Annotated in this window: 21 protein-coding genes; 4 read left to right on the forward strand and 17 right to left on the reverse strand. The window is 50.8% G+C overall.

The window, feature by feature from the left end; genetic code table 11:
• Window positions 1–76 precede the first annotated feature (76 nt).
• On the forward strand, window positions 77–1231 hold the full coding sequence (locus tag LIX15_RS31765; protein WP_227778826.1) for a hypothetical protein: 1155 nt from the start codon (window positions 77–79) through the stop codon (window positions 1229–1231).
• A 68-nt stretch (window positions 1232–1299) separates the two neighbouring features.
• Here the strand turns inward: LIX15_RS31765 and LIX15_RS31770 are convergent, their stop codons facing one another.
• The 4 genes from LIX15_RS31770 to LIX15_RS31785 all read right to left on the reverse strand — a co-directional run bounded on the left by LIX15_RS31770 (window position 1300) and on the right by LIX15_RS31785 (window position 7590).
• A complete protein-coding gene (locus LIX15_RS31770; protein ID WP_227778827.1) occupies window positions 1300–2277 on the reverse strand; it encodes an LLM class flavin-dependent oxidoreductase in 978 nt (325 codons plus the stop codon).
• A 120-nt stretch (window positions 2278–2397) separates the two neighbouring features.
• Window positions 2398–3735 (reverse strand): purine-cytosine permease family protein, encoded by a 1338-nt coding sequence (locus tag LIX15_RS31775; RefSeq protein WP_227778829.1) that lies wholly within the window; start codon window positions 3733–3735, stop codon window positions 2398–2400.
• A 527-nt stretch (window positions 3736–4262) separates the two neighbouring features.
• A complete protein-coding gene (locus LIX15_RS31780) occupies window positions 4263–6971 on the reverse strand; it encodes a phosphoenolpyruvate synthase (protein ID WP_227778831.1) in 2709 nt (902 codons plus the stop codon).
• The gene (locus tag LIX15_RS31785; protein ID WP_227778832.1) at window positions 6964–7590 is read right to left on the reverse strand and encodes a TetR/AcrR family transcriptional regulator; all 627 of its coding nucleotides are present in this window, start codon (window positions 7588–7590) and stop codon (window positions 6964–6966) included. Before LIX15_RS31785 ends, LIX15_RS31780 begins: the two co-directional genes overlap by 8 nt.
• 170 nt (window positions 7591–7760) lie before the next feature.
• Between LIX15_RS31785 and LIX15_RS31790 the strand changes: the two genes are divergently transcribed.
• The gene (locus tag LIX15_RS31790) at window positions 7761–8291 is read left to right on the forward strand and encodes a hypothetical protein (protein WP_227778834.1); all 531 of its coding nucleotides are present in this window, start codon (window positions 7761–7763) and stop codon (window positions 8289–8291) included.
• A gap of 248 nt (window positions 8292–8539) precedes the next feature.
• Window positions 8540–9616: a LeuA family protein gene (locus tag LIX15_RS31795; protein ID WP_227778836.1), complete on the forward strand. Its 1077-nt coding sequence runs from the start codon at window positions 8540–8542 to the stop codon at window positions 9614–9616.
• Here the strand turns inward: LIX15_RS31795 and LIX15_RS31800 are convergent.
• From LIX15_RS31800 to psmA, 10 genes are all read right to left on the reverse strand, one after another.
• Window positions 9609–10796 carry a CaiB/BaiF CoA transferase family protein gene (locus tag LIX15_RS31800; protein WP_227778838.1) on the reverse strand — a complete coding sequence of 396 codons (1188 nt, stop codon included), beginning with the start codon at window positions 10794–10796 and terminating at the stop codon, window positions 9609–9611. The two genes, LIX15_RS31795 and LIX15_RS31800, sit on opposite strands and share 8 nt — an antisense overlap.
• Complete coding sequence (locus tag LIX15_RS31805) at window positions 10793–11935, reverse strand: ABC transporter ATP-binding protein (RefSeq protein ID WP_227778840.1); 1143 nt, start codon at window positions 11933–11935, stop codon at window positions 10793–10795. Before LIX15_RS31805 ends, LIX15_RS31800 begins: the two co-directional genes overlap by 4 nt.
• A 1-nt stretch (window position 11936) precedes the next feature.
• The gene (locus LIX15_RS31810) at window positions 11937–12809 is read right to left on the reverse strand and encodes a carbohydrate ABC transporter permease (protein WP_368410745.1); all 873 of its coding nucleotides are present in this window, start codon (window positions 12807–12809) and stop codon (window positions 11937–11939) included.
• Window positions 12809–13720, reverse strand: a complete 912-nt coding sequence (locus LIX15_RS31815; protein ID WP_345413416.1) for a carbohydrate ABC transporter permease — start codon at window positions 13718–13720, stop codon at window positions 12809–12811. The genes LIX15_RS31810 and LIX15_RS31815 overlap by 1 nt, the downstream gene beginning before the upstream one ends.
• Window positions 13720–15036, reverse strand: a complete 1317-nt coding sequence (locus LIX15_RS31820) for an ABC transporter substrate-binding protein (protein WP_425556830.1) — start codon at window positions 15034–15036, stop codon at window positions 13720–13722. The genes LIX15_RS31815 and LIX15_RS31820 overlap by 1 nt, the downstream gene beginning before the upstream one ends.
• Before the next feature lie 56 nt (window positions 15037–15092).
• Entirely contained in the window at window positions 15093–15713 is a 621-nt protein-coding gene (locus tag LIX15_RS31825) for a helix-turn-helix domain-containing protein (RefSeq protein ID WP_227778847.1), read from the reverse strand.
• 1008 nt (window positions 15714–16721) lie between these two features.
• Complete coding sequence (locus LIX15_RS31830; protein ID WP_227778848.1) at window positions 16722–17534, reverse strand: aldo/keto reductase; 813 nt, start codon at window positions 17532–17534, stop codon at window positions 16722–16724.
• A gap of 256 nt (window positions 17535–17790) precedes the next feature.
• The gene (gene gvpH, locus LIX15_RS31835) at window positions 17791–18303 is read right to left on the reverse strand and encodes a gas vesicle protein GvpH (RefSeq protein WP_227778850.1); all 513 of its coding nucleotides are present in this window, start codon (window positions 18301–18303) and stop codon (window positions 17791–17793) included.
• 367 nt (window positions 18304–18670) lie between these two features.
• Entirely contained in the window at window positions 18671–19210 is a 540-nt protein-coding gene (locus tag LIX15_RS31840; RefSeq protein ID WP_227778851.1) for a DUF1772 domain-containing protein, read from the reverse strand.
• 664 nt (window positions 19211–19874) lie between these two features.
• Entirely contained in the window at window positions 19875–20609 is a 735-nt protein-coding gene (psmA, locus tag LIX15_RS31845; protein WP_227778853.1) for an archaeal proteasome endopeptidase complex subunit alpha, read from the reverse strand.
• Window positions 20610–20835: 226 nt separating this feature from the next.
• On the opposite strand from psmA, the gene LIX15_RS31850 reads away from it, so the two are divergent.
• Window positions 20836–22263: an amidohydrolase gene (locus LIX15_RS31850; RefSeq protein ID WP_227778855.1), complete on the forward strand. Its 1428-nt coding sequence runs from the start codon at window positions 20836–20838 to the stop codon at window positions 22261–22263.
• A 380-nt stretch (window positions 22264–22643) separates the two neighbouring features.
• Here LIX15_RS31850 and LIX15_RS31855 read toward each other — a convergent pair whose 3' ends face one another.
• The 3 genes from LIX15_RS31855 to LIX15_RS31865 form a co-directional block, all read right to left on the reverse strand.
• Complete coding sequence (locus LIX15_RS31855) at window positions 22644–23753, reverse strand: flavin-containing monooxygenase (protein WP_227778856.1); 1110 nt, start codon at window positions 23751–23753, stop codon at window positions 22644–22646.
• A gap of 260 nt (window positions 23754–24013) precedes the next feature.
• Window positions 24014–24838 (reverse strand): helix-turn-helix transcriptional regulator, encoded by an 825-nt coding sequence (locus tag LIX15_RS31860; protein ID WP_227778858.1) that lies wholly within the window; start codon window positions 24836–24838, stop codon window positions 24014–24016.
• Window positions 24839–25057: 219 nt separating this feature from the next.
• Window positions 25058–25228, reverse strand: a complete 171-nt coding sequence (locus LIX15_RS31865) for a hypothetical protein (protein WP_227778859.1) — start codon at window positions 25226–25228, stop codon at window positions 25058–25060.
• Between the last annotated feature and the right edge of the window lies 1 nt (window position 25229).

Genomic DNA, 25229 nt, shown 5'->3' on the forward strand with positions numbered 1-25229 from the left:
GAGAGTATTTTTATGCCGGATGATCGACACTCGTGTTGCAGGACAGTTTCAATACGCAGATCGTTGAAGCTGGTCTATGGAGTTTGCAGCCTGGTGTTACCCCTGGGACCTGCTCGACGAGGGTGTCGAAAACGTTGCAGACCGTTTAGAGACGATCGGTGTTAGCGAGGTCAATCTGGCGACCAACTACCACCACGTACAGGCGTTCCTACCCCATAACCCAAAGCGTCGTACGCTCTTCGCCCGTGCCAGTTCTTATTTCCAGCCAAACGACGGCTACGGTCGGCTCACGCCGGTTCCATATGAAGGGATGAATGGAAACGATTGGCTGGAAACAATCGGTGATGCGATCACAACAACGGATCTGACGCTCAATTCTTGGACAGTCGGGTGTCACAACTCACGACTCGGCTTGGAGTATCCAGATGCGACATTGCAGACACCACACGGTGATTCACTAGCATTCGGGCTCTGCCCGTCAAATCCTAATGTGCAGGAATATCTTCGCTCGCTCTTAGCCGATCTCGATGAGCGAGCCTCCTTCGAGCGGATCGAACTCGAATCGTTCGACTACTTTCATGGCCGTGGCTTCGGCTGGCATCACGACAAATTTCATACGGATCTCGGCCATCTCGGAGAATTCCTCTTCGGACTTTGCTTTTGCGATCACTGCCAAGCAATCGCAACGAGTGCCGGTGTCGACACCGAAGCTGCTCGAGAAACTTGCGTCGCGACCATTGACGCGATTGCCGAGGGGACACTTCCCGCCGATTTTGATCTCGCCAGCTGGTTCTGTGCACACCCAAACGTCATCAAATACACTGCTGTTCGAACTGACACCCTTGCAGATTTGTTTGCGGAATTTCGTGCAATTGTCGATGCCGATCTCGGCTACTATGCTGGCCTGATCTCTGTCGCAGACACATGGATGCAGGGGGCGGATCTTTCGAAACTGTCGTCTCACCTCGATTTTATCACGATTACCGCCTACGAGTCCTCAACGACGGCCGTTCTTGACGAGCTTCGAACGGCGCGCACTCTCTCCCCTGATGCGGAGTTGCATGTCGGAATACTTCCTGGACATCCGGCCATTCATGATCCTAAAACGGTGGCGGAAATGGTTGATGTGCTGGCTGACGAGGACGTTCCACGGATATCGTTCTACAATTACGGGCTGTTGCCGGAACGAAATCTCGATTGGGTTGCCAACGCTACTGAACTGTATCGATGAGCCTGCGCACGTTCGGTGTTTGACGGCCACAATCCAGAAACAAGGGTGGATAGTCACTGATCGTCCGTCTACGACTGAAATCGCGGGAGGATCTCGTCTGCAAACCGACGAACACTGTCCATCCCTGTTTGCCCATCCATTCCCGGGAACTGTGTCCGAAAGATCAAATGGTCGACGCCAATATCTCGGTATGTCGCAACCATCTTGGCTACTTCGTCGGCCGTTCCGATCATTGTTTGTTCTTCAATGTCATCGAAGTCCGGCCGTCCCGTGAATTCCGGATTCCCCCATTTGATGTATTTTTCAGTGAGATCAAGTAGATATGGATCGACCGCATCGTAGGCAGCTTCGGTCGTCTCACCAACATAGCCATCGACCATAATTGTGACGTCACCTTCATCAGGATTCTTGCCGAAATCTTCCAGTGACTCACGATACAATTGAATATCGCGCTCGAGTTCCTCTGGAATGGTTACTGCGGCAGTGAACCCGTCACAGCGATAGGCCGCCCGCTTGATCGCGACGGTGGCATTCCCACCACCCCAAAATTTCGGACGAGGATTCTGCACGGGCGCAGGCCGAACAAAGACGTCTTCGAACTGGTAGTGCTCTCCATTGTAATCAAAGCGCTCTCCTTCCAGCAGTCGCTTGAGAATCTCCAGCCCTTCGATAAACCGCGGAACACGCTGATCCATTGGGACACCAAAATTCACGAGTTCGCTTTCGCGATACCCGAGGGACACACCCCATCGAGTTCTCCCGTTCATCAGCTGATCGATGGCGCTGATGCGCTCGGCGAGATGGATCGGATGATAGATGGGGAGAATGATGATGTTCGCCATCAAATCGATTTGATCGACTCGAGCAGCCATAGCTGTGAGACAGGAAAAGACGTCATAGAAACCATCGTCATAGAAATGGCGTTCGCCGACTGCTGCGGTGTCAAAACCAAGTGTTTCGAGTTCGGTTGTTTGTTCTATCATCTCCTCGAACGAAAAGTCAGTTCGACGATCACCATACTGATTGAGATATACCCCGAACTCCATACTAGTATTCTCGTTCCGCTTTTGCATAATCGTTGCTGGTAAATTGGTTCTGCACTTGATCGCAAGCGAGCCCAGCGGCAAACTGATTGACAGAGACAGATAAAGGGGATTATTTCTCGTTTAATCAGCCGTTCGAGTGCTAGTCGGAGATCGATTACGAATCCATTCCTCGACAGGATTCTTAAGGCTATAATATATGATGCCAGCAACGACCGCACTCGTGAGCGCTGGAACGAGATAAGGTGCGCCTGCGAAACCTGGGATCCACCCGTTTGCCCAGATTGCATAGATCGCACCAACAAACCACGCAATGATGGCAGCAGGATGCCAGCCAGATAGGTACCAGTATTTTCCGCCATGTTGGAACAGTGCTTGGTCATCGATCCCGTGTTCAAACAGATAATAGTGAACGAGCATCACGCCGGTTGTCGGAACGAGTGTGATCGTCAGTGCTCCCAAGAAGGCATCAATCCCACCAAAACTAAAGATGCCCATGATTGCCAGTATTGTTCCGATGGCACCTGTGAGCATCGTCATAGTCACACGTTTCATCCCCGTTAGTTGAGAGAGAGCGATTCCACCGACGTATACGTTGGTTACGTTTGTTGTCCACGAACCGGCGATGAGAAGTATCAGTCCAACCCACCCAAGCCCGAGTTTGACCATGATATTCACCGGGTTCCAATCACCTGCCGCGATCGCTGCCAGGATGCCGATAACCGCTAATGCGATCCCAAAAATGATCCACGCAAGTGTCGCGCCCCACGACGGTTGCTTCGGATCAACAGGCGTGCCATAGCGACCGTAGTCCATCGCAACGATAAAGAACGCTGCCGTTGCCGCAGGGAAAATATTCAGTGCCGCCCAGAATGACATTCCACTCCCCCCACTACCTGCAAGATTGAGACCATACTGCGTGAGTATTTGATACACCACAAGTGCGAGCAAAACGGTCATGATGGGCACTGCAATTTTGTTCAGTATCTCGATCCACTCATACCCGAAAATCGCGACTGACGCCATCAGCAGCCCAAGAACGAGCGCGAGTATTTCAAACATATACGGGAAGGTGATACCGAAATTGGTGAGAATTCCTTGGGTACTTGCCGCGACGATGCCGGTCTGAACACCAAACCAACCGACCGTAGCTAGTACAACTGCCAACGAGGGGATCGCACGACCGTTGACACCAAACGCTGCGCGCATGGCTGTTGTTCCTGCGGTTCCTTCTTCGGAGGCGATATACGTTCCATAATAGACGATAATTCCGACCAGTAGGATGCTCATGACTACGGCCGCGATACCAATCCACAACCCTGCTCCGACGGTCAACGATCCAAGCAGAAAGTTGGTAATAACGATGCTGAAACCTGCCCAAATGGTGAAAATTTGCCAAAACCCTCGTGTTCGTTCCGATTCCGGTATGACATTTACTCCTTCGGTTTCTATTAATGGCATTCCACCCCCTAGTCGGGTCATACAACAAAAAACATTAGGGATAGTTGTTGAGTTGGGAAATTTACAGCGATCAGTGCCAGGCGATTTTTCATTTCATGCTTCTATCGAACTATATTCGTATTCTATCGGAATGGGCTTGCCATTGCCACGAGCCAGCAATGGAAGAAGAACTAAATGAAACCGTTACAGTCGAACCCGCATATCAGTCAGATCAATAGCCGCCAGTCTTCCATTCATGGGCGCTATGGTGAATCCACGTTCGGACAGCCTCATTGGGACAATACTGAACTGATTTGCACTACCACCGCCACCGAATAGGACGATGAGCAACGCAGAGATAATCACCATAACGACATGGCCCACTGTATTCCTGACAAAGCTCGTCATATAGACGGTGTGGCTACTCTGATCAAGCCGCTTAGCCACTCGCAGACCACTGAACTGATGTAGTATCTCCTGATATCACTCATGCGAATATAATAAATGAAGGCCGATGAGTGCGGATGAAACATCGCCAGTTTAGCGGTTCACTTTAACAGCTCAACAAACCCATCCGTTCCATTGACTCGAACTCGTTGACCAGTTTCGATACGACGTGTAGCTTCGGGAACCGAAACAACTGCCGGCAGGCCATATTCGCGTGCAACGAGAGCCCCGTGACTCATCTGGCCACCGACTTCCACGACCATTCCTGCTGCGTTCAGGAACAGCGGCGTCCAACCAGGGTCGGAGGACGGCGCGATGAGAATTTCTCCTTTTTTAAACGTTTCTTCTGCAGGATCTCGAACTACTCGAGCTACTCCTTCAACAATACCGCCTGAAACGCCGGTTCCAACAAGAGCCCCATCGGGCACATCTGTGCGCTTGATATGTCCGCTCGGAGCTTCACCTTCACTCGTCAATACCGGTGGTGCGTCCATCGATGCATAGCGCTCAAATTCTGCACGTCGGTCCTTGACGTTGACGTCTATTGAACCACCCTCAAGCGCAGCGAACAATTCCTCTTTTCGAAGGAACCAGACATCGTCCGGATCAGCTAGCTTACCTTCTGAGACAAATTGCTCACCAACATCACACAAGGTATCACGCCATGAAGCAAACATATACGCCGAACCTTGTTTTGGATACTCACGAGTCTGAATGTAGCCGCGATAGGTTCGAATGAGTTGGCGAATCAGTCGTTTTCGAACCGACCCGAGAACTCCATGATCGGCTAGTTCCTCAAGTCGTTTTGCTGCCTCCGAAGCCTCACTTTCCAATTCTCGGATGTGTTCACGGTGTTCTTCTTTTTCCCCGTATTCGAGGTTTGCACGAACTGTCGCGAGCAACCCAGATGGGTCTTCACTCCAGCGTGGACGACTGATATCGATTTCACCTGTCGCACGATGTCCGAACTCGTCAAGATACTTATCCAGTGCGGCTATGAAATTCTCACCCCCTTCCACGGATTTGAGTTCTTCGAGAGACGCATCTCGTTGCAGTGCATCGGCAACCGCTGGATTGTCGCGAGCGATGTCTGCAAGGTCACCAAGTCCAAGATTAATCCGCGTCACCAATTCGTGTGGAAAGCCTCTCTCGATAGCGCTGACATCTTCAGCGTTATTTGGGAATCTTTGCTCCAACCAGATTCCTGCCGTTATTGCAGCTAACAACGGACCTGTCGACGGGAATTTGATTGCCTCGTCAAGAAGATTGAAAATAGCATGAGAGCGTTCTGCAAGGTTGTCGGGAGCACGCACCTGTGTAGCGATATTCATTCCCCATGCTTTCCATTTGGCTTCCTCACTCTCCGGTGGAGCCGGTGTACCAATGAAGGCCCCAAGGAAACCACTTGCCATCGCTATGAGGAGTGGTCGACTCGTTTTCGTTCCTGTCCATGCTGCAGTAGCGAGTCCAGGAATTGCAGCTAATTTCTCAGTTGCTGACCGCTTTGTGAAAAACTCGTTACCACGTCGATGTACAATATCTTCGAGTGCTGCTCCCATCGGTTCACTTGTTGCAGCCAATTGCTTCGGGAGGAGATCCTGAAGCGCTCTAATCTGTAGTAGCTTCGTGACATCCATGTAAACTCGGCCACCTGCCTCTGCTGCCCACTGCGTGTCACTTCCAAATCCGAACTCCTCGAATGTCGTCTGCGTATATGCCATCCAGATATCCCGAACCAGAGGAGGCATCGCTTCGGCGAACGCCTGCGCATGCCCCAAACTGACATAGACGTGAAGCTGATCATCTTTTGGTCCGGGCGACGGAACGGGAAACAGTGAAGTAATTGGACGAGATTGGACGACGTACACCTCTCCGTCTTCGAGACACCACTCGATGTCCTGTGGCGACTCGAATAGATTACTAATTTCTTTCCCCACTGCCACTAGAGTCCGAACCTGCTCGTCAGTCAGTACACGAGTTGTTCGCTTGGATAGTGGCAGTTCAATTGTCTCTGTTCCACTCTCTGGATGTGGATATATCGCGATTTGCTGATCACCTATTTCGTAATCAAGGATCTCTTCAGTTTGTGTGTCTACACGGATCGAATCGGTGGTTGCCTCACCCGAGACGAATGCCTCACCAAGACCGAGTCCAGCCTCGATAGTAGTAGTATAACGATTTCCGGTCATTGGATCAGCGGTGAAGAGGATGCCGGATACTTCTGGGTTGATCATCCGCTGGACGACGACTGCAAGGGCAACATCGTCATGTGGTATCTGATTCTTGGTTCGGTACGCAATCGCACGGTCAGTGAACAAACTTGCCATACAAGATCGGATACTGTCAACGATATCCTCCACTCCTTGAACGTTCAGTGAGGTTTCTTGTTGGCCGGCGAATGACGCGTCTGGGAGATCTTCAGCTGTTGCACTTGAACGGACAGCGTATGTTATTTCGGATCCATTTCCAATCTTGCTAAGGGCACTCTCTATCTCTTCTCGAATTTCCGTAGAGATGTTGAGTTCTTCGATTCGATGACGAAGGGCAGCCCCTTTGTCGGAAACTGCCGCGCTATCTTCCAGATCGAGTTCCGAAATCTCATCGATCAACTCTCTAGTTTGCTCATCGTCGATAAGCTCTCGAAACACATGAGTGGTCACACAGAACCCTTCCGGGACTGGAACCCCTGCTGCAACGAGTTGTGCAAGATTCGCTCCCTTCCCACCGACAAGGTCATGCGTAGTCGCTTCCGAGTCACTCAAGGAAATAACGTACGGGGTACTGGAGCGGATTTTTCCACGGTTAGTCATCGGACTTCTCCGTCACATCACTGTCGCGTGTTAGTCCCGCAGCAACGGCAGCGATAAGGGTATCTCGAACTTTGGGATATCGTTCCTCTCCGATTTGCTCTTTTTGGTGAGCAATGCGAGCAACCGCTCGAATCGAATGTGCAATACTTTCTGGATCCGTCCCTACGACTTTCCCTTCGTCGTACCAGTGTTCAATGTATGGAAGGAAGACTTCTATTGTACTATTTCTCCTCTCTGAGATTTCCTCAGCAGAGATCTGATTACGTATGTAACTTACTTCATCCTCGATAATGATTTGCTTGAGAAGTGGATTCGATTCAAACTCGTCTAGAGTCTCTTCGAGTAACGCTGCTATGGCCATTTCTGGGTCGTCATAGGCCTCAACGGAATTTTGGAGTAATCGAGGAATTAGTTCCTTGTTGTACTCTTCGAGGATGTCTACGTATAGTTCTTCTTTGGAGTCATAGTATTGGTAGAATGTCCCAGTGCCGATTCCTGCGGCTTCTGTGAGTTCTGAAATTGTCGTCTTTCGTATACCGTACTGAGCAAACAGCTCATATCCTGTGTTACGAAGCGATTCACGGACTTGCTTTTTCTTTTCTTCGGTAAATGTGGGCATGGATGTTATTCGTGCCTGTACCTTCCTTGCCTATCTGTCTGAAGTGGCCATTTAGTGCCTTTCGTTGACCAATTCACTACGGGGCGAATTATAGGTACAATCACCTTCCCGTATGAAGATATTCGCTATCTGAATATTTGAATATTTCGTTCAAACGTTCTACTCCTACTGTGAATCGCTCCAGCTGGTTCCTCAAATCTTCTGCGTACGAACCCGCTGCAACCCGTGAAGCTGCCGAGACAGCACAGAAACGCGCACCGTGGGAGCAATTCTCCTTCACCGTCGATGCCCCCGGACTCGTAGAAGTCACCAATGAGAGCCACGAGAATCCCACAGACCACCAGTACGTCGTCTCCTTCGACGACGTGACCGGCAAGTTGATGGCCTGCACGTGTCTGCACTATGTCCACCGCTCCGCCTTCTGTAAGCACATGGCTGCTGTCGAAACCGCGACTGATAACGGTACGCTGACGGCGTTCCCATTGGACGGAGACAATGTCGAATCAGAAGGCTGTGACTATGACGGCCTCGGTGGCTTCCGGTTACGGCCTCGGTGGCTTCCGGTTCTAAGAATGCGTGCGCACGGGTCGGAAGGAATCGCCAGCCTAATTCCGTCTCACTCTTTTCATTTATGTCACGTCAAATGTTCAAACATGCGCAATACCACGCGACGGACGTTGCTTCGCGGATTTCTCGATTGATAATCGCTTACGAATTTCGAATTAAACACAGTGTCAAATAGATGCCGTTTAACTATAAGGACAATCGTTAAATAAACAGCACTACTTTAACTGAATACAGGCGCTAAATCCCTTCTTCATCGAGATATTCCAATTGATAACATGGTGAATGAGGTTCTTCTCTCGTTATTCCCCGAGTTGCTAACAAAATGTACAGTGAAACATCTATTTCTCGGAAAGTCTATACGGTCTCTCCGACATCATATTCTATGGAACTGTTAGACATTACACTCCGTGAAGGTGAGCAACGGTCCGGATATACGTACACCACCGAGCAAAAAATAGCTGTAGCAGAAAATCTGTCAGAATTGGGTATAGAATATATCCAGCTTGGGTTTCCTGTCGCTGACTCCCAGACAAAGGAAGTCTGTGCCGATCTTGATATTACGGCAAAAACGACTGGTATTGCGCGTGCAATTCAAAAGGATATCGATGCAGCAGCAGATGCGGGAGTTGATGTTATTGACTTATTCGCTCCAACGAGTGATCTACAGCGCTCTCATATCCTTGGTGTGGATAGAGAAGAACTACTCTCACGTATCGATGCCTCCCTAGATTACGCTCACGAAACTGGACGTGAGGTACATTTCTCCGCAATGGATGGATTTCGAACAGAGACCGGTTTCTTGAACGAAATAATTAGTCGTGTAAATGCAGACTACGTTACAATCGCCGATACCGTCGGATCGCAAACTCCGAGGATGGTCGAAGAAACGCTCACTGACCTCGCTACTGACTTATCCCAAATCGGAGTTCACTTTCATGATGACTTGGGCTTAGCGACGGCAAATGCACTTGCAGCGAGCAACTATGGAGTTGGTAAAATCGACGTGTCTGTTGCTGGTGTTGGAGAACGAGCAGGAAACACTGCCCTCGAAGAGTTTGTTATCGCCCAATCTCGGGAAGCCGATTTTACCGCGCTCGGTGTCGACGAAGGTCAATTGATTCCCGCACTCGAATCGATTCTTGATATCCTTGACGAGGACATTGCACCACAGAAACCAATACTTGGGAAGGGAGTATTCGAACACGAATCTGGCCTCCATACGGCTGCGATGCTAGATACTCCAGCCACATTCGAACCGTTTGACCCTGCAGATTTCGGCGGGCAACGACACTTGCTATTTGGGCCATCAACGGGAACAGGGGCAGCGAAGAAATTACTAGAACGAGCAAATCTGGATCCGACTGACAATCGAATCGAGCTCCTTCTTAGCGAACTCGAAAATCAAAATAAAGATCTTCACCTCAAAGAGGCTGTTGCACTCGCGAAGGATGTCAGATAATCTGATCTGACGCCAGTTGTTCGATTGTTTCTGCTGAATATCCGAACTCGGTGAGAATCGCGATCGTATTTTCTCCTAACTGTGGAGGGTCTCGATTTTTTCCCTGCTGAAATCCAGTGCTTTGCGCCGGAAATCGAGGTACTTGAATCGCTGTTTCGTTCCCTTCTACAGTGTTTATTTCTGTAAGTGCATCAGTCATGTTTAGATGAGGATCGTCGACAACCTCTTGGAGGTTCTGCACCGGTGCTACCGGAACGCTCACATCACGGAGTCGAGAAACAAGCTCTTTTCGGTCGAACTGTTGAAATTCGGCCTGAAGTAATGTTACTAGTTCGTCGTCATTTTGCCGTCGATCCTCGATTGTAGCGAATCGTTCATCATCATCAAATGGAAGGTCAAATTCCGTGCAAAGCCGTTTCCACTGACGTTCTGACGACGGCCCCACGAAAACCCACTTCTCGTCCTGGGTTTTGAAAACGTCATACGGCGACCAATTCGGGTGCCCTGCACCGAGAGAATCCGGGATATCGTCATAGGCTTGTGTATATGCTAACCAATAGCCCATCAGCGCAACCGTACTTTCGAACAGAGGAACCGTGATATGCTGTCCCGAGGCTGTTGTATCCCGCTGTCGAAGCGCACTAAGGATAGAGATTACGCCATACAGCGATGCAGCCATGTCAGCAATACTTGTTCCGGCACGGACGGGTGGCTGTCCGGGATTACCTGTCGTACTCATTAAGCCACTCATTGCCTCTGCAACCGGGTCAAGTGCTGGATAGTCCTCGTACGGTCCTGGATTAAAACCTTTAATCGAACAGTAGATGAGCTGTTCATTGTGCTCTTTCAAATCAGCATAGCCGATGTTTAGTCGATCAGTCGTGCCCGGCCCGAAATTCTCAACAATAACGTCTGCTTCCTTAACGAGGTCGATAAATACGGCATGCCCGCGATCGGCCTTCAGATTCAGTGTTAGACTCTTTTTATCACGGTTGACGTAGTTGAACGAGCTATTTCCAGTCGGGCTTGAATCACGCACAGCATCACCTCCATTTGGGTTTTCGATTTTGATCACTTCTGCACCGAGATCGGCGAGTGTGAGCGTACAGAAGGGGCCTGCAACGATATGGCCCAGCTCAAGGACGGTAATATCAGAAAGTGGCAAGTTATCGGTTGTCATTGTTCTGACCCCCATTGTGCTTGTGATTGGTTTTCAGTAAGCTCTTCACCGAACAGTTGCGTTGCTCCGTCCGCATCGAAGAAATAAAGATGATCCTTGTCGAATGATGCTGCAATCGACTCCCCAGGTGCGAGATCATCGGCGGCAGCAGAAACAATATCTAATCGTGTATCATCGAGCGTACGAGCATGAACTACAGACTCCGTTCCAAGGGGCTCGACAACCTCAACTGTCGCCTCGACTGAGTGGTCACCAGTTCCAAGCGAAAGATACTGTGGTCTAATCCCGATCTTGATATCGTCACCAGTAAACGCGGATAGATCCTGGTTTGGTAATGGGATTTCTAGTCCATGACCTGTGACCGCGGGTACCCCATCGATGATTTCTATCCGGCATTCAAGAACATTCGTCGACGGTGTCCCAATAAATCGGGCAACGTATTCTGACGTCGGATAATCGAACAGGGTTTTCGGTGGATCGAACTGCTCAAGGGAACCCTCATTAAGCAAGACGACGTTATCACTCATCGTCATCGCTTCCGTTTGATCGTGCGTGACATAGACAATAGTCGTATCGAGTTCTTGGTGGAGTCGCTGAACTTCGACTCGCAACTCTGCTTTTAGTTTAGCATCGAGATCACTCATCGGCTCGTCTAAGAGAAGCACGTCAGGGTTCTGAACGAAGGCGCTTCCGAGGGCGACACGCTGCTGTTGACCACCAGAGAGCTCAGCTGGTTTTTTGTCAAGCTGATCCGTGATTTGCAGCGTTCGGGCGGCCTCTTCGATTGATTCGTTGCGCTTGGCTTGTGAAACTCCTGCGATCTTCAATCCGTAGCCAATGTTTTCACGAACACTCATATGTGGGTAAAGTGCAATGCTTTGGAAAACCATTGCAATATTTCGCTCCTGTGGCCTGAGATTGGTCACCTCCTCCTCCCCGAAGTGGATTTGTCCACTTGTTGGCGTCTCTAACCCTGCAAGCATTCGGAGTGTTGTCGTCTTCCCACAGCCGGAGGGCCCAACGATAGTCGTAAAGGATCCTGCCGGGATATCGAGGGAGAGGTTGTCAATTGCTTCGAACTCTTTACCGCCGGATTTGAACACTTTGCGTACGTCTGTAAGGTGGATTGATTTTGCCATATTACTCAAGACCTCCAACGCTGAACCCCTGGAGCAGGTAGTTTTGAAGGAACAATGCGATTAGGAAGGGTGGAATGCACATCAGAAACGAGACGGCCATTGTCTCGCTCCAGCCGACAGATACCCGATCAAGGAACAAGCTTGCGCCGACTGTAATCGTGTACATATTGTCGCTACTCATCACGACTCGAGCCATCGTGAAGTCATTCCACGCGACTGCGAACGAAAAAATCGCGGCTGAAATGTAGCCCGGCCGAGCCACCGGCAAGACAACATCTCGAACCGTGCGCCACCGACTTGCTCCCCGAACCCATGCCGACTCTTCGAGCGAAATCGGAATGGTTTGGAAGTACTGCCACATCAACCAAATCGCAAAGGGCGTTGAAATCGCTGTCAACGAGAGCGTGAGTGCGAAATAGCTATTCAACAGTCCTGCCGTGTAGAAAAGCACGTACAACGGGATGGCGAGTACGATTGGGCTGAACATATACGAGAAAAGAACCGCACGTGCAGTGAGGCTCTTACCACGGAAATCGAACCGAGTAAGCCCATATCCGGCCGTGACAGCAATACTTGTCGAGAGAACCATTGAGCTTCCAGTGACGATGATACTGTTGGTCATATATCGAACTGTCTTTGTCGTGGTTAGCAACTCGTTGAAGTTCTGGAATGACAGTATCTGTGGGATCAAATTCACTTGTCCTCCAGAGAATACCACTTCAGGTGGTTGGAACGCTAACAAGAGCATGATGTAGACCGGAATTGTGACGAAGATAGAAACGAGAATTGCTGTAGTATAGACTCCAACTCGTTTGATCTGCTGTTGTCTCTTCTGAGAAACAAAGCTTCCCGCGCCCTTCGAGCTGGTAGCCATTACGCACCCACCTCCTCACTCGGATTGAACACTCGAAAGTAAACGGTTGCGACAATCGCGAGGAGGAAAAACATTATTCCAGCTAGTGCTGTTGCACCACCGAAGTTTACCTCGTTGAAGGCGAGCTGGTAAACCCGGATTGGGAGGGTTGTTGTTGTATTTAGTGGCCCTCCGTTTGTTGAGAGCCAAATAATATCGAATTTGTTGAACATCCATATCCCACGGACGAGGAGTATGATAAGAATCGCACCCCTCAGATGCGGGAACGTGATATCACGGAACGCTTGCCACGTAGTGGCACCTTCAACTCGCGCTCGTTCGTACAAATCGGGATCAATTGCCTGAAGGCGGGCAAGAAGAATGAAAAACGAGAATGAGCCAAATTTCCAGACACTCGTCACAACAACTCCTGCCATCGCCCACTTGAGAGACGAGAAAAATCCAATTGGCTGGGCAAGGAGCCCAGCATCGACGAGAACCTGATTGAGGATTCCCACATTTGGATCGAGGATGAATTTCCATAGGAAGATCACCACTAGTGTTGGGATCAAATAGGGAAATATCATCATCGTTCGTAGTATACTTCGACCTTTTATTCGCTGATTTACGACAAGTGCGAGCCCAAGTCCGACTAAGAGACTAAGAATTGTCGTGGAAAGGGCATAGACAACGCTATTCCAGAGAAATGACCAAAAGTCAGGACTCGATAATAATTCAGTATAGTTGGCGAGCCCAACAAACGCAGCCTCCTGTGTGGGATTGGAGAAGAGACTCATATTGAGTGCATAGAGTATCGGGAGCACCCAAACAACGGTGAAAAATATTACAAGCGGTAGAAAGCAGACTAACAGTAAGAACCGACGTCCGCCGAAAAACCGTCGAGTTTGGACAGTTCGTATTTCCATACTCATTAATTCTTCAACCCCCGTAGCTGCTTTGCGACCCAATCCACCGTCTGTTCGGGAGACTTTCCACCAACAAGAAGTTGGTCAGCCGATTGTCCGAGCAACTGTTGACCGTATGCATCAGCCGCGACGATATTTGGTGCCCCGTCCTTTCCGGTCGCCAAGATCGTCGAGAACGAGTCCCAATTCTCTTTTACGAGTTTCATCACCGCTGGGTGGTTCTGAATCGTCTCGTTGTTCTTGACCGCTTCGCTGTTTAGTCCCTTCCGCGTGGGGGGGAACTGAAACAGCGGTGCCGAAAGGACGAAATCCATGAACTTATCCGACTTTGAGAAAAAGTCGGCAAAGGCCTTTGCACCCTCGGTTGCCTTTCCATCATTCCGAACGACGTGTCCTTCCATATACGCCCACCACTTGCTCCGCTTTGTGCCCTCTGGATGTGGGTACGGTGATGGGGACAATTTCTCGACTAAGTCTGGGCGATTCTCAGCAATGGTTAAGATTGGTAGCCCGCCGACGCTTGCTATTGCTGCTGCATTTTCCTGCTGGAGCGCCTCAATTGCATCTCCCCATTCCCATCCACTACCGTTGGGGGAGTATTGGCTCATCGTTTTCAGCCACTGGTAGGTTTCGACTGCCTTCCGCCGATTAGCACCGTCGTCGATGGTGACTTGGATGTTATCAGATGGACCGTTATAGATCTCTACATCATTTTGCCACAGATATTGTGTGATCTGCGTGTCTGCGTTATTTGTCTGTCCAGATTGAGTAACAAACCCTTTGATGTTATGAGATTGAGAGACCTGTTTCGCCTCCGTCTCCCACTTAGACCAGGATTCTGGATTCGAACTATAGAGATCGTTTCGATACCAGAACATCAAGGGCTCGACCATTGTCGGTGCAAAGTATGATTCCCCATCCACATTGACTGGGTCTGGGAGTTCACTATCTTGGACAACATTCGAAATTGCTGCCAAATCACCGTCTCTTTGATATCGGTATGCATCGGCAGAAGTATCAAAAATAAGATCTGGTGGGTTGCCGGCGGCCACCATTTTCTGTAATTGCTGATCTGTTGATGTCCCTTTTGATGTATACGTAACGTTCACTTTATAGTCATGATTCTTTTCGAACTCACCGATGATTTCGTTGATGACTTGTTTCGAATCGCCGCGGTCACTAAGATAGGAAATCGTTTTTCCTTTTCCATCACTATTGTTATTGCTTCCTGAAAGAATACTTGAACATCCCGTTAGCCCCACAGCAGTTCCAGCGGTGGTTAGTCGGAGAAACCTTCGCCGACCCATGTTCCTAGTTGCCATGACCTATACTAACATATGTGAGGAGAGTCTACTTTGTCCCTACACACGTAGGGTCATTAAATACTATTATTGAGTATAAACTTCCGCTCCGCTGGAGCAGTAGCAGATTGTGTCTTCTTTTCGAGTGCATCAATTAACAACTTTTTTTCTGCTTTCCGGAGATGCTCGAGGAACGTGGGATGCGCAATATCTAGCTCCGAAGCTAAATCCTGTGCTTCGATTTTTCGAGGCCAATCAAAATATCCCGACACCAAAGCAAGTTCGATGACTTCTGCTTGTCTAGAAGAAAGTAGTCGTGATTGAGATTCAAACGGAGATAATTTACCGAGACTTACTGAACCAATTTCGGAGAGTTCCGCAATTATCCTTTTCAAGTCTTCACGTCGGAATACGACGATATCAAAGATCCGCTGACTACCGTTGACTTTATCCATCCCATCTAGCATCCCATGGTTCTGGCGGATGATTGGAAGCGCTCCACACGATTTTTTCGTCACGAGTAATCGACTTTCATCAAGCGCTTCAACCGATTTTACTTGTTCTGATGCAACCAGCTTTTCTTTAAGTAATGTTTGTTCCTCACCCGCTTCAATTACGAAAGTGATAAAATAGTCATCCCGGACTTCTTCCTGTGTGACATTAAACGGCTGATCGCTTAGTGATGTGATTTCGCTCAAAATGCAGTCCTTTTGTAAATCGAAATAAATCTTAGCCCGGAACATATTCTGTGTCCATCATTGTTATGTGCCCCAGCAAAATAGCCCTATTTCTTAAATTTATGAACTATCGTTGTCCAGTATAGGGTATGTAGGTCACCAAACTACTGATATTCCCCCCTTTCCTTCGGTGAATTCGAAAAGAATGCGTTCTCATTGATTCCGCTGCATGCCATCTAACAATTGCCACCATTCCTTATCGGTGCTGGTACGATTGCTGCTGGCGCAACTGGTATTAGGATGGCAATACCATTTGTAATATATGTGAGTTCACCGACTGTCGTTAGACGAACGTCTGACATACCTCGATAAAATTCGAAAATGTATATATTATATAATCCAATATATGGTAATTATGCCTCGAGAAAACCCAACAAACTCGATCGGACAACCGATCTGTGGATATATCGATCACGTTTCCGACGAACCGTGCCAGTGTGTCGTCCCCTCTCCCGGGAGAGTATGTCCGCGACACAGAACATGACGAGAAATAATTGGCGATCGGTTTCCGGCTCCTTCCGAAGCTGAAATAGGGCAACATTGTCGACGTCGAGGCCTGATTCAATATCGGCAGGTCTGCGGTCGAATGTCGACTGCACATCGTCGATATGTTGTTCGGTACGCGTGCTCCTCACCGGCGAACACCGCATTGCGAATCGACTGCAGACGGTCGTCTTCTCCGGAGAGTGCTCGCTCATCGGTCACACTTTGCGGGCGAAAGAGACGCGGATCCGCGAACTCCCATCGTAGCAATTGCTCCCGCGGCTAGGTTGCGCAACATGGTACGTCGTTTGAGCGACGGCTGGGAAATTTCCTCATCTGTACTAACGTTCTCCTTTTTCTACCCAATTTGTATTTGTAGCAAACAGTATATTATTTGTAAAAAATCATCCCGCATCGATTCAGATGAGTGTATACTCACTCGTTCTTCTAAACGCAATAGAGGGACGTTCAGGCCATGCATGGACGTCACCCCCGGAACAATCCTCGGAAACGATCAACCAACCCACCTTCGACGGCAAAGACCGCATCCATCTCTTCGTCAGTGAGTTCGAAGTCAAAGACGTCGAGATTTTCCTGCAGGTGCTCGGCACTCGAGGCTTTGGGAATTGCGATAACATTCGACTGTTGAAGCAGCCATCGTAACGCGACTTGTGCGCCGGTCTTGCCGTACCGTTCGCCGATAGCGACAAGCGTCTCGTCGTTCGCAACACGGCCTTTTGCCAGCGGTGTGTATGCGGTGAGACTCACATCCCGGTCGATACAGAACTCGAGCAGTTCGTCTTGGCGATTGTATGGATTGTACTTCACTTGGTTCGTGACGAGCGGCGTCGCCGACGCCTCTATCGCGGCCTTTGTTTGCTTGACCGAAAAGTTACTGACGCCGATATGGTGCACGAGACTACGCTCTTGCAGGTCGTTCATCGCCTCGATAGTCTCTGCGATTGGAGTGCGGTTACTCGGCGCGTGAATCAACAATAGATCGATATACGCCATGTTAAGCCGGTCAAGACTTGCCTCGACCGACGAGAGCGCTTTTTCGGATGCCAAATTGCTGCGGTTGAGTTTCGTCGTCACGAAAACATCTGCACGATCGACAGCAGCAGCCGCGATACCCGCTCCGACGGCGTCTTCGTTACCGTACATCTGTGCGGTATCTACGTGCCGGTAGCCCAACTCTAGCGCCTGCTTGACGGCCACACGGCATTTTCGGCCAGTCATCGGGGCGGTTCCCAGACCGAGAATAGGAATGGTGGCGTCGTCGATGGTCACAGACAGCATAGCGCATGTACGATGTGCAACTACACGGTGTTTTTGGGCGTTCGATTATCGCCAAATTACCATCAAAAACCCCCAAAATCGAGGTCCGGGCAGCCTATTTGTATCGGCAGACTCCTCGTCGTCGCTCGTGAGCTGTTCAGTATGCGTCTCGACTTTCCAGGTCAGCGTATCCTCAACTGATGTTTTATAATCTACAGTCGAATATTCACGAATGTCGATGTTACTGACAGATGAGAATATAACTAACCCTGGTAGGTCAAACTTCCTCGGGCCGAACGTGCATTTCGAGTACGCCGTTGTTGAACCGAGCGTGCGTCACCTCAGGCGACTCCCATGGGAGTTCAACCTGCCCAACAACACCTTTCTCTCGGCAAATGAGGAGTTTATTCGCACTTCGGCCGATACCGACAGAGAGTTCGTCCTCGGTCACACCCAGGAGATCAGCAACAACGAGTAACACGTCATCGGTGATGCGGGCGTCGATCCGGCATCGTTTGGCTGTCGAAGTACGTTTCAGATAGCTGTGTTTCCGACGTCGGTTCGCTTCAATACGGTGCTGTTTTCTATTCTGCTCGTTACTCGTCGTTCGGTCAGTTGCGCTCTCCGGGGGCGGTAAATCGCGGACGTTTATCTCGATCAAACTGCCGAGTAAATCCGTTAGTGGTTGCAGGCCAAATCCCAGACCGAATCTATGCGAACGTTTGCCCTCCTCTGGTACCTCTACGTCCACCTCATCTTCTGCATCCTGATTCTTGTCTTCGTCATCCATGAATATCCACTATATTTGATATTATTTAACTCTATGTTAGATGGTAACATCTAACACTAGATAACGCTGTTGGTCACTCCCACCGTTTGCAGTAGACGCCCAACTGGTGGGTTTCAAGGAAGCGGGGTCTTCTGTGTTAGTTCGGGCGATCAGTGATCGAATGGAGATCGTCATTCTGTGGAAGGGACTCATTCTCAATATCACCGTATCAGTCGGGGTGAAAAAGCAAACAGCACGACAACTTCGGAAGGTGTTGACGAAGGACAATTGTCCAGATTTGAATCTACTACCGATAATTCACCGTCATCATCTCTACGAACTCGGCACCCCGTGGCTGCCGAAATATTCGTATAAAAGCCGATTTCGACTACGCAGGGGGCTCCATTCGTCGGGATACAATTACGCGCTTGTACAACTTCAACACCCCGATGAACGCCAAAGCGGACGTTGCAATACTCGTCCCAAGTCGAATCCAGTGTCCCATTTGGAACTCCCATGCAGTTTGTTTTAGAACTGCAACCGAATGTTCGGCTACTCCTTCCTCGAACATGATGGTATTCCGTGGCCAGAAGAAGAACACCGACAGTATGAATAACGCTATAATCAGGAGTAGTACACTTGCTAGGAGCCAATAACGAACGCTCTTCTCGCGCCAGCTCAAGCTCACGGCACCGATTCCAGTAACAACCGCAAGCATTCCCACGGGTGGGAAGAAATCACTCGGACCGGCGACCGCCATGAAGTCCATACTTGTTTGGAACGATTCCGGAACGGTATGGAAGATGTTTGGATAGACGATGAACGTCTCGAATACGATCGCTCCGAGAAGGATCATTACGATCCACAGGTACATCATGCCGAAGGCGAACGCAAGTTTTTCTCTGGTTATCACAGTTCTCACAAACATATAGATGGTGGGGGGTTCGATAAGAACGGAAGCACAATCGCTGGAACAGCATTTCTGCACAAGATATTCATACACCCAATACAAGACACGCTCACGAGAACCTCAAGAGCGCCGGTCGGAAAGAGTACGGATGATTCGGATATGAGTATCGTACCCTGAGAAGGACAAAAGTCAAACGAATAGGAATGGTAACAGTCTACATGGCAAACCGAGACTCAGCGAAATCGCTGGAATGCCGATGCACGCGGTGTAAGTACAATAATAACGGAACCTGCGGGTATCAGGGAAGACTCCTCATCAATTCAAATGGCGAATGTGAAATGATGGAAACAGGCTTCGGTGGCGATAAAGGCCCGTATGGAGACTGATCTGATCGCAGACCGCGACCCTGACTAAACTCACCAATGAAAGTCACGAGAACCCCACTGAACACCACTAGGTCGTTCTCGCGATCAAGGATAGATACGGGGAAGATTTCCGCGGATTGCTGCGTTCTTCTCGAGTCTTTATCCTCACTCTTGGTCGGATATTGAGCGCGTACCCTGGTTAGTATCCCATACTAATCAAAACAGCCTCCGAGAAGCTTCTCTTACATGGGTGTCCGAAACCCGAGGTAGAAGCCTTGAGAGAGTATTATATCTCCAGAATGACCTACTACCTGTGCTCACTCACCGGACGTTGAAGGGTCACTGAGGTGTTCTGCAACTGTTTCTTCATTTACCATCTCGTACTGGTTTGAATCGGTGTCGATGGTTGCAACACTGACGTCCGTTGCTAAAAATTCATCTTCAGCCACGCTTTCAAGAGCCTGAAGAACGGCACGAATGCCATCGTCAAGCGATAGATCGGTTCCATACCGCTCTTCGAGAGTAGCTTTCAGGTCATCACTCTTCGCACCAATTGCAGTTGCCCTCCATTCGGATGCTGTCCCTGCCGGAGTTACTTCGAATAACCGCGGTTCGTCTTCGTCGATCCCACCAATAAGAAGGCCAACACCGAATGGCCGTGTGCCACCTTGCTGTGTATGTTCTTGAATATCGTCACAGACTGCGGTGGTGAGCGTATCGACATCAATTGGTTGATCATAGCGCCATTGCTCAACTTGTGCGTGTTGACGTGCTTTGTCTACTAGTCGGCGAGCGTCAGCAGCATGGCCCGCAGATGCAATACCAATGTGCGTGTCGGTCTTATGGAGCTTTTCGACCGACGATGATTCCATCAGCGGTGATCGGGTATTGATTTCGGCTGCGAGCACCACACCATCGTTCGTCTGAATGCCGATACTGGCACTGCCCCGTTTGACGGCTTCGCGAGCGTATTCAACTTGGTAAAGTCGACCGTCCGGGGAGAAAATTGACGTGCCTCGATCGTATGCCTGCTGTTGATTTTGTCCTTGCATAGTGCTGTATAGAGCGCTCGGCGCTCGTTACTGCCCATTAGTGTGGGTTTTGTAAATGAGTTTTGTTGGCCTGTCGAGAATCGTTACGAAAAAACGGCCCCCACGTTTCTAATTTTTGCGTATCAGCCCGTATCAGAGCGTATCGTAGCTGAAAACCCCGTTCTCACTGGATGTCCCCGACTGCCGGTGCGCGAACTCTTTTGCCGTCCTCTGTGAATAGTAACACATGTCGGAACGAGAGCCCGAATCTCTGAAGCAGACGCTGTTCGACACCATCGAGGCCGAACGCGGTCGATTGAAGTTAATCGCACGAGATATCTGGGAGAACCCTGAGGTGGCGCTACAAGAGTCCGAATCAAGCGAACGGCTCCAATCTGCCCTACGCGAGGAAGGGTTCGAAGTGACGGCTGGTGTTGGCGGCATTGAGACCGCCTTCGTTGCCAGATACGGAGAGGGGACCCCCGTCGTCGGTACTATGGGAGAATTCGACGCTCTGCCGGGGATGAGCCAGCAAGCGAAAGCTGAACGCGAACCGGTCGAGGTGAATGCACCTGGCCACGGATGTGGGCACAACCTTTTCGGCGTTGGCAGCCTCGCCGCAGCTATCGCCATCAAGCGTTCGATAGATCGCGGTGACCTGTCTGGGTCGATTGTCTTCTTCGGCACGCCAGCTGAGGAGGCCGGTGGTGGTAAGATGTATATGGTTCGCAACGGCGCCTTCGACGATGTGGACGCGGTCATCTCATGGCATCCCGGCTGGTACAACGCGCCCGGAAAGGGGTCTTGTCTCGCTGTCGACGCGTTCGACTTTACTTTTCAAGGAGAGACCTCTCACGCCGCGGCCTCACCTGAATCCGGGCGATCCGCGCTCGATGCGGTACAGCTTCTGAACACGGGCGTGGAGTTTATGCGCGAGCACATATCCGACGCCGCACGCATCCACTACGTCATCCACAACGGCGGCTCCGCAGCCAACGTCGTCCCGGGCGAGGCAAGTGTGGAGTACCTCGTGCGCGCGCCAGAGCGAGTGGAGGTCGAGCGCATCTCCGAATGGGTCTGCGACATCGCTGCGGCAGCTGCCCAGATGAGTCGAACTGACCTTACCGCGACGAAAACCTCCGGAATGTATGGCGTCCTGCCGAACCACACCCTCGCCGACGCAATCCGTAAGAACATGGAGTATGCCGATTTCCCGCTTGACGACGAGCGGGAAAAATTCGCCGCGGAGCTCCGCGAAACCCTTGGTGACGTAGAGGATTCCCTGCAGTACATCCCCGAGTCTGAGCGCGAGGCTGCTCGTGAGGTGGCGATGTTTACCCGGCCCATCAATGCGCCCGACGAGGGACAGACTGGCTCCTATTCGACGGACTCAGGCGACGTCTCGTGGAATGTCCCGCTCGGCCGGTTCAGGGCTGCGACATGGCCTGTCGGGACGCCTGCTCACTCCTGGCAAGCCGTGGCGGCTGGAAGGGATTTGGGAACCGTTGGGATGGAGTTCGCCGCAAAGACGATCGCGGCAACACTCGCAGATCTGCTCGAAGATCCTGAACTCCGCCAGCAGGCACGCGCGGAGTTCGAAGAGCGGTCAGCCGACCACGAATACGAGAGCCCGCTGCCCGAAGGAGCCGATCCCTACAAACTCGTGAACCGCTAAGCGAGCCTCTATACCGTTCGTCATTAGAAAACAATTGAACAATTCATCGCCCGTAAAGCCGCCGCGAGGGTACAGAAACGCGCACAGGCCGAACAGTTCTCCGTCGCCATCGAAGAGCCCCGACTGGTCGAAGTCGCCAATGAGAGCCACGACAACCCCGCTGAGCACCAGTACGTTGTCACACTAGACGACATAACGGGAGAAGCAATGGGGTACACGCGTCCACACCACGTTCGCAGCACGCTTTCTGCAAGCGCACACAGCTACTTGTCGGAAACGTTTCTAAAGCGTTTGAATTTCAACAATCACTACATATCAATGAGCGTGAGTGGATAAGAGCCAGTCACGCCATCGCAGTATTTGTCTCTTCCAGAGATCAACTACGTACGGATCTGGGATGATCTCGATCCGTGAGGCGGCCGGGATGCGATGTGCTCGACTACGTGTTTCGCATCCCTTCCAACTCCACAGAGTATTTCTGATGATGCCGCATAGAGGAATAATAGCCCGACGAAATACACCCCTGGTTCGTCAGCGACGATGCCGCGATAGTGGTTTGGCTCTACCGGTTCATCTCCCTCGAAGATCGGGAGGTCGATCCACGAGAAATCAGAACGATATCCTGTGGCCCAGATCACGTTCGCCGCTTCCAGAACACGATCATCCCCGACCGTGGGTAGGCCATCTTGTACGCCAACTGTTCTCGGAACCCGTTCGATACCGGCCTCAGCCAAGTCCGCGGGTTTGGTTCGCACCAGTATGGTACCCTGGGAGATAAACTTTGGTCTCATCTTGCGGCCGATGGGCGAGTCCACTGTCAGCACGCGATGAAAGAGGAAACGCAGCACAAACGGGACACCGAGGTGCCGTCCGACAACCGACTCGATGTGGAATGGGATGCGCCCGACGTCCCGTCCTGACAACCATGTAGTGTGCTCGTGTGCGGCCTCCAGACTGATTTCGGCCCCGGAGTTACCCGCTCCCACGACGAGGACGCCACCATCCTGCAGCTGAGAGGGATTACGGTAGTCGCTGGAATGCAACTGAACGATGTCGGGATCCAGCTCATCGGCAAAGTCAGGTGTTGTGGGGATTTGATGCGTTGCCATGGCAACGACGACGTTTTCGGCCACGAAATGTCGATTGCCTGCATTCACCAGAAACCGTTCCCCCTCCTTTGTGAGGTGGTCTACCCGTACGTCTAGATGAACCGGCAACTCGAAATATTCTGCGTACGCTTCCAGGTAGTCGCCCATCTCGTCTTTGGTAGGGAAAATGTGGGGTGGGGCTGGGAAGGGCATTCCCGGGAGTCCGCTGTAGCGAGCAGGGGTAAACAAGCGAAGCGAATCCCAACGGTTCCGCCAGACATCACCAATTCGCTTACCTGCGTCGAGAATAATGAAATCGCGTCCCTCTTTCTGCAGGAAGTAACCGGTAGCCAGTCCGGCCTGGCCCCCGCCGATAACGATAGTGTTGTAACTGTCAGTCATGTCTTCTCTTCGTTTCAATGGCCTTCACTCCTCACCCTCAAATGGAAGCCCGTGTGTTGGAGGCCTACATCTGTTAAGCCCCTTTTCGGGGAAACGAGGGGAACAACGAAGCCCTGTTTGATCTCGTTCCATGCGTTCTGTATCTGTTTTTCAGTGGCCATGCTACTCAATGTCTATTATGCTTGCCAAATATATGTAACTGTCTTGTGAAATATTTCGCTGTGTGAAAAATTGGTACTAAGACAGACTAAATGAACATCCTACGAGGTGAGATCTGAGGAGACGAGCGCCTCGAACAAGTCCGAATCGACTGGCTTGGCATCCCGACGGACGCGCTCAAACGCGGAGATAGCCCACTCGCGGGCCTTCGGAGCGTCTGTATCGATGATCGCCCGGAGCGCACCAGTTTCGGCATCATGACAACAAATGCCAGCTCGGTCGTCAACGATACCGAGGCCACACCGGTCTCCATCGGGAAGAGAATCGTGGATGAGGACGGTGCAGTGTTCGCATGAGGCTGCTTCCATGATTCGTTCGGGATTCCAAGCAATGGTTCCCTGAAGCGCATCCGGCGAGTAAATGTACTCGAGTTCCATCCCATCAAGGACAGCTTGGCAGACTGCCTCGTTGTTGATCGATTTGTACACGATATTGTCGAAGCCGCGCAACCGGGTAGTCCCCTTGATGAGCTGGGTAAGTCGTTCGACGGGTTCGTAAGGGTATCTCGATCCGGGATACGAGACTACCGCATCAGCGAATAGGTCGACGCTGAATCCCTCCATTTCCCGCGGGAGCCACTGCCAGACATCGCGGAGTTTGTATTCGGTCTCCATCGCTTCGCGGAAATCCAAAAACCGATCGGCGACAAACGCACCCAGTTGCGTCAGTTGGTAGTCAGGGCCGTCCCGGACGATCCATCGTCGATCTTCGAAATCAGCCAAGACACGCCCCATGGTAGGTGAGGATGCACTTGTTGTGACACGCAATTTCTTACGGTCACAGGGGCCTTCAGTCAGAGCCTCGAGTACCCTGATGCGGTGATCCGAGCGCGCAAGAAATTCGATCTCTTTGATCGGTGAGTGCATGTGACTACTACGCATGGATATATATTATTCTTCTCCCAGGGGGTTCCTCGTTTGGCAGGAAGGGAGGGAATCCCACATGTGACTGCTCCCCATCCTTAAGGGCGGGGGCTTCCTGAACACACTAGTACCACCATGTGCCACCGGCAGAGCGGTGTGAATTTTGGATGCTGGCGTCGCCCCGATGAGGGTTCTTCGAACCCCATGATTATACCGTTGTAATTAGCGCCCTCCATTCGCTAGTTTCGTGTTAGCTTCGTGGGCCCGCATCCACCCCGCTAAATCGGGATGGTCGAACGTGATTTCGATGTGATGGATACCGACACCCGTTGCATCGTCCACTGACAGCGTTCGAAACTCTTTGTAGCTTACGCCCATGACACGCTCAGCCATC

Source organism: Haladaptatus pallidirubidus (genome assembly GCF_020700235.1).
Taxonomy (GTDB): Archaea; Halobacteriota; Halobacteria; order Halobacteriales; family Haladaptataceae; genus Haladaptatus; species Haladaptatus pallidirubidus.